15 protein-coding genes and 1 pseudogene are annotated in these 14,017 nt (G+C 72.4%); 8 read left to right on the top strand and 8 right to left on the bottom strand.

Annotation, left to right across the window (positions count from 1 at the left end; all coding sequences use genetic code 11):
* Positions 1 to 8 precede the first annotated feature (8 nt).
* Entirely contained in the window at positions 9 to 785 is a 777-nt protein-coding gene (locus ACZ5VD_RS09700; RefSeq protein WP_468551993.1) for a GNAT family N-acetyltransferase, read from the top strand.
* Positions 786 to 843: 58 nt separating this feature from the next.
* Here ACZ5VD_RS09700 and ACZ5VD_RS09695 read toward each other — a convergent pair.
* Positions 844 to 1,005: pseudogene (locus ACZ5VD_RS09695) on the bottom strand (TetR-like C-terminal domain-containing protein); the annotation flags it as partial.
* A gap of 16 nt (positions 1,006 to 1,021) precedes the next feature.
* Between ACZ5VD_RS09695 and ACZ5VD_RS09690 the strand changes: the two are divergent.
* Complete coding sequence (locus ACZ5VD_RS09690) at positions 1,022 to 1,225, top strand: hypothetical protein (protein WP_468551994.1); 204 nt, start codon at positions 1,022 to 1,024, stop codon at positions 1,223 to 1,225.
* A 604-nt stretch (positions 1,226 to 1,829) separates the two neighbouring features.
* On the opposite strand, the gene ACZ5VD_RS09685 is transcribed toward ACZ5VD_RS09690, so the two are convergent.
* Positions 1,830 to 2,093 (bottom strand): GlsB/YeaQ/YmgE family stress response membrane protein, encoded by a 264-nt coding sequence (locus tag ACZ5VD_RS09685; RefSeq protein ID WP_468551995.1) that lies wholly within the window; start codon positions 2,091 to 2,093, stop codon positions 1,830 to 1,832.
* Between the two features lie 193 nt (positions 2,094 to 2,286).
* Between ACZ5VD_RS09685 and ACZ5VD_RS09680 the strand changes: the two genes are divergently transcribed.
* Positions 2,287 to 3,015, top strand: coding sequence for a phosphotransferase (locus tag ACZ5VD_RS09680; protein WP_468681795.1), 729 nt, complete (start codon positions 2,287 to 2,289; stop codon positions 3,013 to 3,015).
* A 105-nt stretch (positions 3,016 to 3,120) separates the two neighbouring features.
* On the opposite strand, the gene ACZ5VD_RS09675 is transcribed toward ACZ5VD_RS09680, so the two are convergent.
* The 3 genes from ACZ5VD_RS09675 to ACZ5VD_RS09665 form a co-directional block, all read right to left on the bottom strand.
* On the bottom strand, positions 3,121 to 3,561 hold the full coding sequence (locus tag ACZ5VD_RS09675; protein WP_468681794.1) for an SPW repeat protein: 441 nt from the start codon (positions 3,559 to 3,561) through the stop codon (positions 3,121 to 3,123).
* Between the two features lie 144 nt (positions 3,562 to 3,705).
* On the bottom strand, positions 3,706 to 4,446 hold the full coding sequence (locus tag ACZ5VD_RS09670) for an anti-sigma factor (RefSeq protein ID WP_468681792.1): 741 nt from the start codon (positions 4,444 to 4,446) through the stop codon (positions 3,706 to 3,708).
* Positions 4,447 to 4,617: 171 nt separating this feature from the next.
* Positions 4,618 to 5,190 (bottom strand): sigma-70 family RNA polymerase sigma factor, encoded by a 573-nt coding sequence (locus ACZ5VD_RS09665; RefSeq protein ID WP_468681790.1) that lies wholly within the window; start codon positions 5,188 to 5,190, stop codon positions 4,618 to 4,620.
* 91 nt (positions 5,191 to 5,281) lie between these two features.
* Between ACZ5VD_RS09665 and ACZ5VD_RS09660 the strand changes: the two genes are divergently transcribed.
* Positions 5,282 to 6,274, top strand: coding sequence for a MerR family transcriptional regulator (locus tag ACZ5VD_RS09660; RefSeq protein ID WP_468552000.1), 993 nt, complete (start codon positions 5,282 to 5,284; stop codon positions 6,272 to 6,274).
* Between the two features lie 14 nt (positions 6,275 to 6,288).
* On the opposite strand, the gene ACZ5VD_RS09655 is transcribed toward ACZ5VD_RS09660, so the two are convergent.
* The 3 genes from ACZ5VD_RS09655 to ACZ5VD_RS09645 all read right to left on the bottom strand — a co-directional run bounded on the left by ACZ5VD_RS09655 (position 6,289) and on the right by ACZ5VD_RS09645 (position 10,636).
* On the bottom strand, positions 6,289 to 7,662 hold the full coding sequence (locus ACZ5VD_RS09655) for a cryptochrome/photolyase family protein (protein ID WP_468552001.1): 1,374 nt from the start codon (positions 7,660 to 7,662) through the stop codon (positions 6,289 to 6,291).
* 105 nt (positions 7,663 to 7,767) lie between these two features.
* A complete protein-coding gene (locus ACZ5VD_RS09650; RefSeq protein WP_468552002.1) occupies positions 7,768 to 9,309 on the bottom strand; it encodes an SDR family oxidoreductase in 1,542 nt (513 codons plus the stop codon).
* A gap of 319 nt (positions 9,310 to 9,628) precedes the next feature.
* Positions 9,629 to 10,636, bottom strand: a complete 1,008-nt coding sequence (locus tag ACZ5VD_RS09645; protein ID WP_468681788.1) for a LysR family transcriptional regulator — start codon at positions 10,634 to 10,636, stop codon at positions 9,629 to 9,631.
* A gap of 137 nt (positions 10,637 to 10,773) precedes the next feature.
* Between ACZ5VD_RS09645 and ACZ5VD_RS09640 the strand changes: the two genes are divergently transcribed.
* The 4 genes from ACZ5VD_RS09640 to ssuE all read left to right on the top strand — a co-directional run bounded on the left by ACZ5VD_RS09640 (position 10,774) and on the right by ssuE (position 14,014).
* On the top strand, positions 10,774 to 10,857 hold the full coding sequence (locus tag ACZ5VD_RS09640; RefSeq protein ID WP_468552016.1) for a putative leader peptide: 84 nt from the start codon (positions 10,774 to 10,776) through the stop codon (positions 10,855 to 10,857).
* 156 nt (positions 10,858 to 11,013) lie between these two features.
* Positions 11,014 to 12,135 (top strand): dimethylsulfone monooxygenase SfnG, encoded by a 1,122-nt coding sequence (gene sfnG / locus ACZ5VD_RS09635; protein ID WP_468681786.1) that lies wholly within the window; start codon positions 11,014 to 11,016, stop codon positions 12,133 to 12,135.
* A gap of 47 nt (positions 12,136 to 12,182) precedes the next feature.
* A complete protein-coding gene (locus tag ACZ5VD_RS09630; RefSeq protein ID WP_468552005.1) occupies positions 12,183 to 13,400 on the top strand; it encodes an acyl-CoA dehydrogenase family protein in 1,218 nt (405 codons plus the stop codon).
* 59 nt (positions 13,401 to 13,459) lie between these two features.
* Positions 13,460 to 14,014 (top strand): NADPH-dependent FMN reductase, encoded by a 555-nt coding sequence (gene ssuE, locus ACZ5VD_RS09625; protein WP_468552006.1) that lies wholly within the window; start codon positions 13,460 to 13,462, stop codon positions 14,012 to 14,014.
* Positions 14,015 to 14,017 lie beyond the last annotated feature (3 nt).

Genomic DNA, 14,017 nt, shown 5'->3' with positions numbered 1-14,017 from the left:
GTGGGCGCATGGATCATGCCGCGGTACTCGCCCTGTACGACCGGGACATGCGCGAAGGCGCCCAGCCGGACGGTCCCGGTGCCCGGGTCGAACGGGTGGGGCGCGTGGTCCGCCAGGTCGCGGACGCGCACGGCTGGAACGGCGTCGTGTGGTCGGACCTGGACGAGGCGAGCGCCGACGCGGCGATCGCCGAGCAGGTCGCCCACTACACGGGACTCGGCCTCGACTTCGAGTGGAAGCTCTACGGACACGACCTGCCCATGGACCTCGGGCCGCGGCTCGGGGCCGCCGGGTTCGCGCCCGAGCCCGAGGAGACGCTGATGATCGCCGAGGTCGCCGATCTGACGCTGGACGTCGAGCCGCCCGAGGGCATCCGCTTCCTTCCGGCCACCGACCGGGCGGGCGTGGACCTGGTGGCCGAGGTCCACGAGAAGGCCTTCGGTACCGACAGCTCCCGGCTGCACCACCAGCTGCTGGCCCGGCTGGCGGACGATCCGGACACCGTGGTCGCCGTCGTGGCGCTCGCCGGTGACACACCGGTCAGCGCGGCCCGGATGGAACTGGTGCCCGGCACCCGCTTCGCCGGTCTGTGGGGCGGCGGCACCGTCGAGGCCTGGCGTGGTCGCGGCATCTACCGCGCCCTGGTCGCCCAGCGGGCCCGCGCCGCCGTCGACCGCGGCTACCGCTACCTCCAGGTCGACGCGTCCAGCCAGAGCAGGCCCATCCTGGAACGCCTCGGCTTCCAGCCGCTGACCACGACGCAGCCGTACACCTATGTGGCGTAGGACGTAGGCGCCGCCTTCCGGGTAGGTCTTCCCGGCACGCCCCCGCCACCCCCGCCGCTCAGTCGAGGCCGAACGCGTCGGCCAGCGCGTCGATCTGGGCCATGAGCAGGGTGCCCGGGTCATGGCCCATGCCCCGGAACTGTCCGGACACCTCCAGGCCGATCGCCCCGTGCACCTGCGCCCAGGCGAGCACGGTTCCGGCCAGTGCGGGCCCCTCGGTCCCGACGGCCGTACGGGTGTGGGCCCAGGCCGCGACCGTCGGGTCGTCGTCCGCCCAGGCCTTCGTCGCCGAGTACGCGGAGACGTTCTACCAGCACACCGAGCCCCAGATCGTGGACTCCTCCGCCTTCGAGCAGGCCTTCGGCGTGACACCGGCCGCGCTCACCGACACGGTCGACGCCACCGTGACCTGGTACGAGGAGTGGCTGGCGCAGCAGTGATCCGTGACGTGCGGTGGCCCGGGACGTGTGCGGAAGCGGGGCGCGCGGGCCGAGGCCGCCCTACAGGTCGAGCCGATACCGCACCACCCGATGTGGGGGCCGGTAACCGGGCGGGTGGTTCACCGCGCGCATCGACGCGTTGCCGTCCGCGGTGTCTTGTGCGGAGTCCGGCGAGTGGGGCGCGTCCACCGCGGCCACGAGGTGTGGCAGGCCCTCGCCACTTCGTCACCGCCTCGGCGGCCTTCAGTGGCCGCGTGCCGACGCCTCGGCGCCGTTCCGTGCCGTTCGGTGTGTCGCGATATCCAGCTCGGCGAGGTGCTCCGGGCCCTTCCTCGTGAACGGCCGGAGGGACACCTGGCCGAGCGGGATTCCTTCAACTCCGGCGGCGGGCAAGGCCGGACGCGGGCTCGCGGCACCGGCCTCCGGAGCGGTGAGTGGTGTGATGCGCGGGGGTGGCGCGGTCGGCGGGGTCAACTGGGCTCCGACGTGGTCGGGTCGGCCGCGAGCGGTCGAACGTCGCCGTCAAGTCGTCCCGTGCGCAACGCGGTTCACGCACGCGAGGGGCGCCCCGCACGTGTGGGGCGCCCCTCGTCTCCGCCAAGTCTCAGCGCCGTGCCTTCGACCGGTCCAGTGCGGCCACGCCGAGTGCGGCGAGACCGATCTGTATCAGCCACTCGATCCAGTCCGGGCCATTGGTGTCGGCCACGTCGAACGCGCCGGCGATCGCGGAACCGATCAGCGCGGCAATGATGCCGACAGCGATCGTCCACAGGATGCCGATGCGCTGGCGTCCGGGGACCACGAGCCGGCCCAGGACACCGATGACGATGCCGATCACGATGGCACTGATGATGCCGTCGATCTCCATCTCCGCCCCTTCTCGTCAACACCCCCGCACCAGTGCGTGTGCCCTCTGAGAACACGGACAGTCCGCCCACGCTTCAACCTCTGGCCAAGGCCCGGTCAATGTCTGGCCGGGTCGCCTCCGCGCGGCCTGCCACTCGGCCGGCCTCGACCGCCGGATACATTCGGGGAGTCGAGCGGTGGCAGGGAGGTTTCCGGTGGAGGAGAGGGCCCTCGACGGCGGTGCCGTCAACGAGGTCGTACGGATCGGTGCGACCGTGCGGCGCACGCCGGCGGCCCGGTCGCCGTATGTGCGGGACCTGCTCGCGCTGTTCGAGCGGCGGGCGTGGGCGGGGGCGCCGCGGTTCCTGGGGACGGACGAGTGGGGCCGGGAGATGTTCGGGTACATCGAGGGCCGGGCGGCCCTCACCCCGGAGGAACGGGCCGCCGCCCGTACCGACGCCAACCTGGTCCGCGTCGCGCGACTGGTCCGCGCCTTCCACGACCTGACCCACGGCACGCGGCTCGCCGGTGACCGGGACGTCGTCTGTCACAACGACCTGGCCCCGAAGAACACGGTGTACGCCGGTGACTGGCGGCCCCTGGCCTTCGTCGACTGGGATCTCGCCGCACCCGGCGAACGCGTCCACGACGTCGCCCATCTGTGCTGGCAGTACCTCGACCTCGGTCCGGCGGTGACCGACGTACCGGAAGCGGCCCGCCGGATCCGCGTCGTTTGCGACGCCTACGGTCTCGACGGGCGCGCCGATCTCGTCGACACGGTCCTGTGGTGGCAGGACCGCTGCCGTCGGGGCATCGACGCCGCCGCGGGGCGCGGTGACCCGGCCATGGTCGCGCTGCGCGAGGCCGGAGCGGTCGAGGAGGTACGGGCCGCGTGGGAGTGGGTGGCCGATCACCGGAGTGAACTGGGTGCCCTGTTGTGCTGAAGCGGGCCGGAGGCCGAGCCGGGGGGTGGGGCCGGCCGCACGGGTGCGGGCCGGGTCCGCATGCCCGCGGACTCGGCCCGCACGTCCGTCCTTCCTCGCGGGTGCCTACGACTTGGGGGCGCTCCTGGCCGCCGTGCCGATGCACATCAGCCCCAGGACCATCGCCAGGGCGCCGATGATGATGTTGTTCCACACGACTCCGGCGTCCGGGCTGTCGCCGACGATCCACGGCGAGACGATCATCCACACGCCCAGCGCGCACATGGCCCAGCTCAGGCCGTACATGCGCTCGGGGGCCCGGGTGAAGCCGAGGGCCAGCAGGGCGATCGCGATGCCCATGATCAGGTTGTGGGTGACCAGGTCGGGCTGGCTCGTCGTGTAGTGGAGGATCCACGGGGATGCGGCGCAGTACAGACCGAGCAGGAACACCGGTCCGTCCACGAGTGCCACATCGCGACCTCCGAGCATGCGGGCGTAGCGATCCCGCATTTCGGTCACATCGGGGTGACTGGTGATGTCTCCTCTGGTGGGCGAGACGTTGGCCATGACTCGTCTCCTTCGACTGGCAGGCCTGACCGCGTCCGGTGCGGTGTGCGGTAAGCGCCGCATACGACCATTCTGCTCTTATTTATCCCTTATGTGTAGAGGGGGAGAGGGATCCCGTATCCGATCCCCGCACCTGCGGCGATGTCAGGCCGGCAGGTCCAGTACGGCGACCGGATCCGACGTCGGCCGGTCCGAGCCGCCCGCGGGCTCGACGGTGATGCCCAGCCCGGTGGCCCCGTCGACGGCACCCCGCAACAGCACGGACCCGCTCGCCCGGTGCGGGTCCATCAGCCCGGCCGGGCGCATCCGGTCCCCGTCGACGAACCACAGTTGGTAGACCCGGCCCGACGGCGGCTCGGCCATCCCGGACGCCACGAACACCGCCTCGTCCAGCTCGGCCGAGACCACCACGGTGCCCTGCGCGCCGTCCGCCAGGGCGAGCGTCCGGGCCTGCGCGTCGGGAGCCGCGAGTACGGCGGCCACCGCGTCCGCGCTCCGCTCGGCCCGCTGCGCCTGCTCCCGGGCGTCCTCGGCACGGTCGTACTGCCACGCGGCGGTCCCGCCGAGCCCGGCCGCCACGGCCAGACACGCGGCCAGCGCCCAGTGCGACGGCCGGCGGTGGCCCCGCCGTGCGGCGGCAGCCGCGTGGGGTGGCGATTCCTGCCGCACGGACGTGATGCGGCGCAGTACCTCCGCGCGGACCGCGGGGCCGGCCGGAGCGGAGACGGCGAGCCCCAGCCGGGCGGCGGTCGCGGCGAACTCCGCCACCTCCACGCCACAGGCCCGGCAGTCCGCCAGGTGCCGTTCGAACACCTCGCGCTCCCGGGCGTCGAGGGCGTGCAGGGCGTAGGCGCCGGTCAGCGTGTGCACGTCCACGGCGCTCACGCGGTCACCGCCGGGCGGCCGCGCCGCACGTCACCCGAGAGCTCCTGCACGTCCGGTTCCGTCGACGGGTGTCCGCCGATGTGTACGGCTTCTCTCACGGGGGTCCTCACGACGGTGCGACATGTCCGTTCGTAATCCGGTGCCGAACGCCGTGCGGATTGGTCGGACGCCCTAGAAATCCGCAGGTTGCCCCCGGAGAGTGCCGCGCAGCCGGAGCAGTCCGCGTCGCGCATGGCTCTTCACCGTGCCCAGCGGCCACCCGGTGCGCTCCGCGATCTGCGTCTGGCTGAGATCCTCGTAGAACGTCAGGCGCAGCACCCGCTGCTGAGGCGGCGGGAGCACGGCGAGCGCCTGGCGGACGACCACACGGTCGACGGCGGACTCGGGGTGTTCGCCCTCGGCCGGGGGCGGCAGGAGGGCCGATCCGGCCGACACGACGAGCTCCCTGCGACGGGAGCGGGCGTCCAGCGCGTCGGCGATCCGGTGCCGGGTGATGCCGACGATCCACCCGGCGGGCGTGCCGCGCTCGGGCCGGTACCCCGCCCGTCCGCGCCAGACTCCGAGGAACACCTGCTGTGTGACGTCCTCGGCCTCCTTCGTGTCGCCCAGGGACCGGCGGGCCAGGTGGTGCACCAGCGGCGCCCAGCGGCGAAAGGCGGCTTCATGGCACGCTTCGTCGCCCGAGGCCAGCCCACGGGCCAGTTCCTCGTCGGTGACCGACTCCCAGAGCGGCTGCGGGCTCATGACGACGACTCCTCGGATCGGGTGCCGTCATCGTGCGAGCCGTGGGGCAAACGCCTCAACTCGCATCGATTCTGCGTCGTATAGTCGACGCATGGGCAAGTCCGAGGCGGAGCGGCGACCGGAGGCGGGGCTCACCACGGGGACCCTCGCCCGCAGACTCGGGGTCTCTCCCACCACCCTCCGGTCCTGGGACCGCAGATACGGCATCGGCCCGCAGGTGCGGGCCGAGGGCAGGCACCGCCGCTGGTCGCCGCGCGATGTGCTGATGCTGGAGACGATGTGCCGGCTCACCTCGTCGGGGGTGCCGCCGGCCGAGGCGGCCCGTGCCGCCCGGGAGGGCGACGGCGCGTCCGCCGACGTCACCGCAGCGCTCGCGCGAGGGACGGCCGGCTCCTCCCGCGCGGCCGGTGCCCTCCCGCTGGGTGATGTCCGCCAGGAGTGCCGCGGGCTGGCCCGTGCCGCCGTGCGACTCGACGCGGCGGCGGTCGAGGAGCAGTTGGCGGCCGCCGTCGAGCAGCACGGACTCGCCGTCGCCTGGCAGGAGGTGATGGCGCCGACCCTGCACGCGGTGGGGCGTAAATGGGCGTCGTCCGGCGACCGGTACGTGGAGGTGGAGCACCTGCTGTCCTGGCATGTCTCCACCACCCTTCGCCGGGCCACCCGGCCCGTCGCACCGGACCCGCCGGCCGTCGCCGGACCCGTCGTGCTGGCCTGCGTACCCGGCGAACAGCACACCCTGCCGGTCGAGGCCCTGAACGCCGCACTGAGCGAACTGCGGATGCCCACCCGCATGTTCGGTGCCGCCGTACCGGCCGAGGCGCTGATCGCCGCGGTCCGGCGGCTGGGCCCGTCGGCCGTGGTCCTGTGGGCGCAGGCCCGCTCCCTGGCCTGCCTGACGCTCGCCCGGCAGGTCGCCGACACCCGCTGGGGCGTGAAGGGCGCGCGCGGCCGGCCCCTGGTCCTGCTGGCCGGACCCGGCTGGGCCGGCCACTCCGCGCCCGGGATGCCGAGACCGACGAGCCTGGAGGACGCGCTCGCCACACTGACGAGCGGCTACGCCACCCCGCCACGGGACCTCGGCTGACCGGCGCCGCGTCCTCAGTCGCGCTCGCGGGCCTGCCGGAAACGGGCCAGGCCGTCGGGCAGTTCGATGATCGGGTCCGGGTAGTCGAGCGCCGCCCGGTCCAGGCCCTGGAGCTTCCAGGGCTCGTGCACCGACCGACCGTCCAGGCCCGCCAGTTCGGGTACCCAACGCCGTACGTACGCCCCGTCGGGGTCGTGCCGTTTGGCCTGGGTGACCGGGTTGAGCACCCGGCCCGGGCGGGTGTCCGTGCCGGTCCCCGCCACCCACTGCCAGTTGAGCTGGTTGTTGGCGACGTCGCCGTCGACGAGCAGGTCGAGGAAGTGCCGGGCGCCGACCCGCCAGTCGACGTAGAGCGTCTTGGCGAGGAAGCAGGCGGTCAGCAGGCGCGCGCGGTTGTGCATCCAGCCCTCGTGCCGCAGTTGGCGCATCGCCGCGTCGATCACCGGATAGCCGGTGCGGCCCTCCTTCCAGGCCTCGATGTCCTCGCGGGCCGCCCGTTCGGAGCGCCAACGGTCGTGCTTCGTACGGTAGTCGGCGGTCGCGGCCCGCGGCCGGGCGGCGAGGACCTGCCGGTGGAAGTCGCGCCAGGCCAGCTGCCGTACGAAGGCCTCGGCCCCGGGACCGCCCACCCGGAGTGCCCGATGGACCAGCTCGACGGGGGAGAGGGTGCCGAAATGCAGATGCGGGGAGAGCCGCGAGGTGGCGTCACCGGCGAGGTCGTCGTGCCGGTCCTCGTAGGCTTCGACCCCGTCGCGCAGCCAGCGCGACAGCCGTTTCCTGCCCTCCTGTTCACCACCTCGCGCCAGCCCTTCCGACAGCCCCTGGAGGCCGTCGCGGGAGGGGAGCGCCTCGGAGCCGATGCCGTCCGGGACGCGCACGGACCGCGGTGCGGCGAGGAGGTCGCGCAGCCCTTGCCCGGACCACTGGCGGAAGTAGGGCGTGAAGACGGCGAAGTGGTCGGAGGACGAGGGGGTGACCGCCCCCGGTGCGACGGCCGTGGTCACCGTGTCGTGGACGTGCAGCCGGCGCCCCGCCGCCTCCAGGGCGCGCCGCAGACGTTCCTCGCGCCGGTGCGCGAACCCGCTGACGTCCGCCGCCATGTGGACCTCGTCGGCGTCCGCCTCGGCGGCCACCTTGCACACCTCGTCCACGACGTCTCCGGAGCGGACCACGAGCCGGCCGCCGCGCCCGCGCAGTCCGGCGTCGAGGTCCGCCAGGGAGTCGGCCAGGAACGCCAGCCGGTTGGCCGCGGCGAAACCCGCCCGGTCCACGGCCGGGTCCCGCACGAACAGCGGTACCACCTGACGGGGCCCGTCGCCGGCCGCCCGCAGCGGCGGATGGTCGTGCAGCCGCAGGTCGGAGGTGAACAGGACGACCGAGACGTTCATGACGCGTGCTCCGGTGACGAGAGGGAGAGGGGCAGGGGGAGGCGGGTGACAAGGGTCGGATGACGGGACCTGCTTCCGTGGCGGCGGCCCCGCCGGATGCAGGGGTCAGCCCGCGGACGTCCGTTCACTCGTGGGGCTGACCGGCGCCCGCGTCGCCGCCTTCGCGATGTTGCGGGCCATGCCGCCGAACACCAGGGCGTGGAAGGGCGAGACGCTCCACCAGTAGAGGTGGCCGAGCAGACCGCGCGGATGGAACAGCGCGCGCTGCCGGTAGCGCGTACGGCCCGCACCGCCGGGCGAGTCGTCGGTCTCGGCGTACATCTCCAGCCAGGCCAGACCCGGCAGTCGCATCTCGGCCCGCAGCCTCAGCAGCCGCCCGGGCTCGATCTCCTCGACCCGCCAGAAGTCCAGCGAGTCACCCACCCGCAGCCGTGCCGCGTCCCGGCGCCCCCGGCGCAGACCGACCCCGCCGACCAGCCGGTCCAGCCAGCCCCGCACCGCCCAGGCGAGCGGGAAGGAGTACCAGCCGTTGTCCCCGCCGATCCCCTCGATCACCCGCCACAGGGCCTCGCGGGGAGCGTCCACGGTCAGTTCCCGACGGTCCGTGTACAGGCTGCCGCCCGCCCAGTCGGGGTCGGTGGGCAGCGGATCGCTGGGCGCGCCGGGGACGGAGGCGGACGACCAGCGGGTGACCACCTCGGCGTCCTGGACGCGCCGCAGCGCCAGCCGGACCGCCTCGTCGAAGCCGACGGGATGCCCGGGAGGGTCGGGCACATACCGTGCGATGTCGTGCTCACGGCACACCACTTCGTGCCGCAGCGACTCGGCGAGCGGCCGGGCGATGCCCCGCGGCACCGGGGTCACCAGCCCGACCCAGTGACTGGACAGCCCCGGGGTGAGCAGCGGCACGGGGACGATCACCCGGCGCGGAAGTCCGGCGACCTCGGCGTACCTGGTCATCATGTCCCGGTAGGTCAGCACGTCGGGACCGCCGATGTCGAACGCCCGGCTCACCTCGTCCGGCATCCGCGCACTGCCGACGAGCGCCCGCAGCACGTCCCGTACGGCCACCGGCTGGATCCGGGTGCGCACCCAGCTCGGGGTGACCATCACGGGCAGCCGCTCGGTGAGATACCGGAGCATCTCGAAGGACGCCGAACCCGAACCGATGACCACCGCCGCCCGCAGCACGGTCGTCGGGACGCCCGAGGCCAGCAGGACCCGGCCCACCTCGGCCCGGGAACGCAGATGCGGCGACAGTTCCCGCTCCGGCACCTTCTCGGGGGTGAGGCCGCCGAGGTAGACGATCCGACGCACCCCGGCGGCCCGGGCCCGCTCGCCGAAGATCCGCGCCGCGGCCCGGTCGGTCTCCTCGAAGTCGCGGCCGGTGCCCAGGGCGTGCACCAGGTAGTAGGCCACGTCGATGTCCCGCAGGGCACCGGCGACCGACCCGGCGTCCGTGACGTCCCCGGCCACCACCTCCACCTCGCCCGCCCAGGGATGGTCGCGCAGCTTCCCAGGGGAGCGGGCCAGACAGCGCACCCGGTGCCCCGCGGCGAGCAGTTCCGGCACGAGCCGGCCGCCGATGTACCCCGTGGCACCGGTCACCAGGCAACGCAGCCCCGGTCCGGAGTCGTCCGTGCTCATCAGGTCTCGCTCCCTCGACGTCGGTGTCCTCCCGGGATCCCTTCCACCGAAGGGACCGGACCGGATGCGGAGATCCGCACGATGTGCGGATATTCGCCCGTTCGCCCGAGCCGGTCGCGGAAAGCGGAACATGACCGCGCGGTTCGCGGGCAGTCGAGTCATGAACGAGGTCACGGTGAACGCCGGAAGGCGAGCTGGAGGTGTGCCGCGATGGGCGCAAGGGTGTTGCAGCGGTTTGCCGCGGGGGCTCCGCGCGGATCATGGCCGGCGGAGGAGTACGCGGCGGCGCGGCGCGCCGAGGGCGAGCCGGCGCAGGTGGTCATGGACCTGAAGTCGGACGCGTTCCTCGTGGTGGTTCCGGCACGGGACGAGGACTAGGACCCGCCCGGCGAGTGTGACCCGCCCGGCCGGGCTCGGACCTCAGCGTCCCGCCCAGTTCCCGGGACCGGGACACGAACACCTCGTACAGGTCCCGGGCCGCCTGGGGCACCGACTCGGCCTTGCGGCGCTGGAGCATCAGCAGCACCTGGGTCGTGTCGCCCTCGATCGGCCGGTAGGTGATGGTGCCGAGCCGCTCCAGGGGATCCCCGACGACGCTGAAGTCCGGCAGGACCGTCGCCCCGAGCCCCTCGGCGACCATCAGCTTTCCCATCTCGGCGCCGTCGGTGGAGTACGAGAAGGACGGGGCACGGCCGTCCAGGAGCCGGTGCACGAAGCGGTGCATGACATAGCCGGAGCGCATCGCGATCAGCGGCTCGGCGAGCAGGTCGTCCACCGTCACCGTCGGCCGGGCGGCGAGCGGACTGTCGGGGCGCACACACACCACCGGACGGCCGCACAGCAGCCGAGTGGACTCGAAACCGGCGGGCACGTCGTCGCCGTCGAGGTGGTTGACCAGACCGAGGTCGAACCCGCCCTCGGACAGCGCCCGGTGGATCTCCGTCTGCTGTGCCCCGACCACTTCCACCTGCGTGAGCGGATGCGCGGCCCGGAAGTCGCGGAGCACCGGCACGAGCAGCGGCACGGTCGCCGCGTTCACCGTCCCCACCCGCACCATCCGGCTGATCCGGTGCTGCTCGCCCGCCGCGACCCGCAGCCGGTCCACCGCCTCCAGCACATGGACGATGTACGGCAGCAGCTCCCGGCCCTCCGCGCTCATCGTCGCCCCGGACCGTTTGCGCTCCAGGAGGTCGACCCCCAGCTCCCGTTCCAGGTTTCTGACGGTCTCGCTCAACCCGGGCTGCGAAAGCCGCAGTTCCTCCGCCGCACGGCGCAGCGAACCCAGCCGGGTCACCGCCGCTATGTATTCCAGCTGTTCGGTACGCACCCCAGCAGAATGTGCGCGATTCACCGGCCCGTTCAAGGGTTTCCCTGTCACACGTTCGTGAAATCCAATGGTCCGCGATACGAGACCGGTCGGGTTTTCCTTGACGCCCGTCGCGGCCGACTGCAACCATCGACGACATGAAGAAGCGACTGGACCTCACGCGGCGACGCCACGTCGACCTCGCGCGCGTCTCCAGCGCCTCCTGTTGCCACGCGGCCTGATCCCTCTCCGATCCGCCGCCGTTCCCCTTTCCACGCCGCACCTGTCGCCCCACACCTGTGTGCCGCGTTCTCACCGCACCCCCTGAAGTCTGAATTCGGCGATCACGCACGCCTTTCGGACTTCCGTGCGCCCCCATTCCGCAACAGGAGTTCCGCATGCCCGCAGCGCCCCTCAAATTCGCCTACTGGGTCCCCAATGTCAGTGGCGGTCTCGTCACCAGCAAGATCGAGCAGCGCACCGACTGGGGATACGAATACAACCGCGAACTCGCCGTCCTCGCCGAGAACAACGGCTTCGAATACGCCCTCAGCCAGGTCCGCTACATGGCCAGCTACGGCGCCGAGTACCAGCACGAGTCGACCAGCTTCAGCCTCGCCCTGCTGCTCGCCACCGAGCGCCTGAAGGTCATCGCCGCCGTCCACCCCGGCCTGTGGCACCCCGGCGTCCTCGCCAAGCTCGGCGCCACCAACGACCATCTGTCGAACGGCCGTTTCGCGGTCAACGTCGTCTCCGGTTGGTTCAAGGGCGAGTTCACCGCCCTCGGCGAGCCCTGGCTGGAGCACGACGAACGCTACCGCCGCTCCGAGGAGTTCATCCGCGCCCTGCGCCAGATCTGGACCGAGGACCACACCGAACTCGCCGGTGACTTCTACCGGTTGCGCGACTTCTCCCTCAAGCCCAAGCCGCTCAACACCCCCGAGCGCCCGCATCCGGAGATCTTCCAGGGCGGCAACTCCACCGCCGCCCGTGCCATGGCCGGCCGGGTCTCCGACTGGTACTTCTCCAACGGCAAGGACTTCGACGGGGTCGTCGAGCAGATCGAGGACGTCCGCAAGTCCGCCGCCGAAGTCGGCCGTACGCCTCCCAAGTTCGGCCTCAACGGCTTCCTCATCGCCCGTGACACCGAGGCCGAGGCCCGCGAGACCCTCCGGGAGATCGTCGCGAAGGCCGACACCGAGGCCGTCGAGGGCTTCGGCGCGGCCGTCAAGCAGGCCGGCCAGTCCACCGGCGACCACAAGGGCATGTGGCAGGACTCCTCCTTCGAGGACCTCGTGCAGTACAACGACGGCTTCCGCACCGGCCTCATCGGTACCCCGGAGCAGATCGCCGAGCGGATCGTCGCCTACAAGAAGCTCGGCGTCGACCTCCTCCTGCTGGGCTTCCTGCACTACCACGAGGAGGTCGAGTACTTCGGCAAGCGCGTGCTCCCCCTGGTCCGCGAGCTGGAGGCCCAACTCCCCGACCACGAGCCCGAGTCGGCCCCCTACCACGTCTGACCATCCCCCACGCCTTCCGCACCGCACTGCGAAAGAGGTCACTCCGCATGAGCACCGTCACCCCCACCACCTGGCAGCAGAGCCCCGCCCCGCGCACCGCCGAGGACTGGATCGCCCGCGCGGGCGAGGTCGCCGCCGTCCTCGCCACCGACGCCGCCGCCCGCGACCGGGCCGGCGCCACCCCCCACGCCGAGGTCCAGCTCCTCAAGGACGCCGGCCTGGTCACCCTGCTCGGCCCCACGGAGCACGGCGGCGCGGGCCAGGACTGGCCGACCGCCTACCGGGTGGTCCGCGAGGTCGCCAGGGCCGACGGCTCCATCGGCCAGCTCCTCGGCTACCACTACCTGTGGAACTGGGCCGCCCGCCTGGTAGGCACCCGCGAACAGTGGGAGCACGTGGAGGCCGAGGCCGCGAAGAACCGCTGGTTCTTCGGCGGGGCCGTCAACCCCCGCGACAACGACGTGACCGTCACCGAGGACGGCGACGACCTCCTCTTCACCGGCCGCAAGTCCTTCTCCACCGGCAGCAGGGTCTCCGACGTCACCGTCCTCGAAGGCGTCCTGGAAGGCACCGACCAGCACGTCTTCGCCATCGTGCCCTCCGACTCCGAGGGCCTGACCTTCCACGACGACTGGGACAACATCGGCCAGCGCCTCACCGAGAGCGGCGGCGTCACCCTCGACGGCGTACGCACCCCCTGGGCCTCGGCGGCCGGATACGTCGACAAGGTCTTCCAGCCCCGCACCTACAACACCCTCAACGTCCCCACCATCCAGCTGGTCTTCGTCAACTTCTACCTCGGCATCGCCGCTGGCGCACTGGAGACGGCCGCCACCTACACCCGCGAGAAGACCCGCTCCTGGCTGCACGGCGGCCACGAGCGCGCGGTCGACGAGCCGTACGTCATCGACACCTACGGCGACCTCACCGCCAAGCTCTGGGCGGTCGAGGCACTCGCCGACGCCGTCGCCGCCGAGGGACAGAAGCTGCACGAGGACCCCGACGCGGTCACCGAACAGTCCCGCGGCGACTTCGAGGTCCGGGTGGCCGCCGTCAAGGCCCGCGCCACCGACGTCTCCCTGGAGATCGCGAGCCGCGTCTTCGAGGTGACCGGCGCCCGCTCCACGACGAGCGCCGAGGGCCTCGACCGGTTCTGGCGCAACGTCCGCACCCACACCCTCCACGACCCCGTCGCCTACAAGCGCCGCGAGGTCGGCCGCTGGGTCCTCGAAGGCGAACTGCCCGAACCCACCTGGTACTCCTGACCACTTCCCCGGGGCGCCTCCCGTCACCGGAGGCGCCCCTCCTCCCCGAAAGAGGACCCATGGCCACCATCCTGTCCGTCTCCGGCAGCCCCTCCGCCTCCTCCCGCACCGGCAGGCTCCTGCGCCACCTCGACGCCCGCCTCGCCGCCCAGGGCCACGAGGTGATCCCGCTCGATGTCCGCACCATCCCGGCCGAGGCCCTGCTCGGCGCCGACTTCCGGCACCCCGCGATCATCGAGGCCACCGAGCTCTTCGAACGCGCCGACGGCGTCGTCATCGGCACCCCCGTCTACAAGGCGGCCTACTCCGGTGTCCTCAAGGCCCTCCTCGACCTGCTCCCGCAGTACGCCCTCACCGGCAAGACCGTCCTCCCGCTCGCCACCGGCGGCACCACCGCCCATGTGCTGGCCATCGACTACGCGCTGCGCCCGGTCCTCAGCTCCATGGGCGCGGCACACATCGTGCAGGGCTGGTTCACCCTCGACAAGGACATCACCGCCCACGAGGACGGCACCCTCACCGTCGCCCCCACCGCGATCGAGGCCCTCACCCAGGTCCTCGACCAGTTCTCGACCGCCCTCGGCCGTACGCCGCTGCTGGCCGCGGCGAGCTGAGCG

The organism is Streptomyces sp. NPDC032822 (assembly GCF_055578825.1).
The sequence above is the reverse complement of the archived record's forward strand: the minus strand, read 5'-3'. Positions and strand labels throughout refer to the sequence as shown.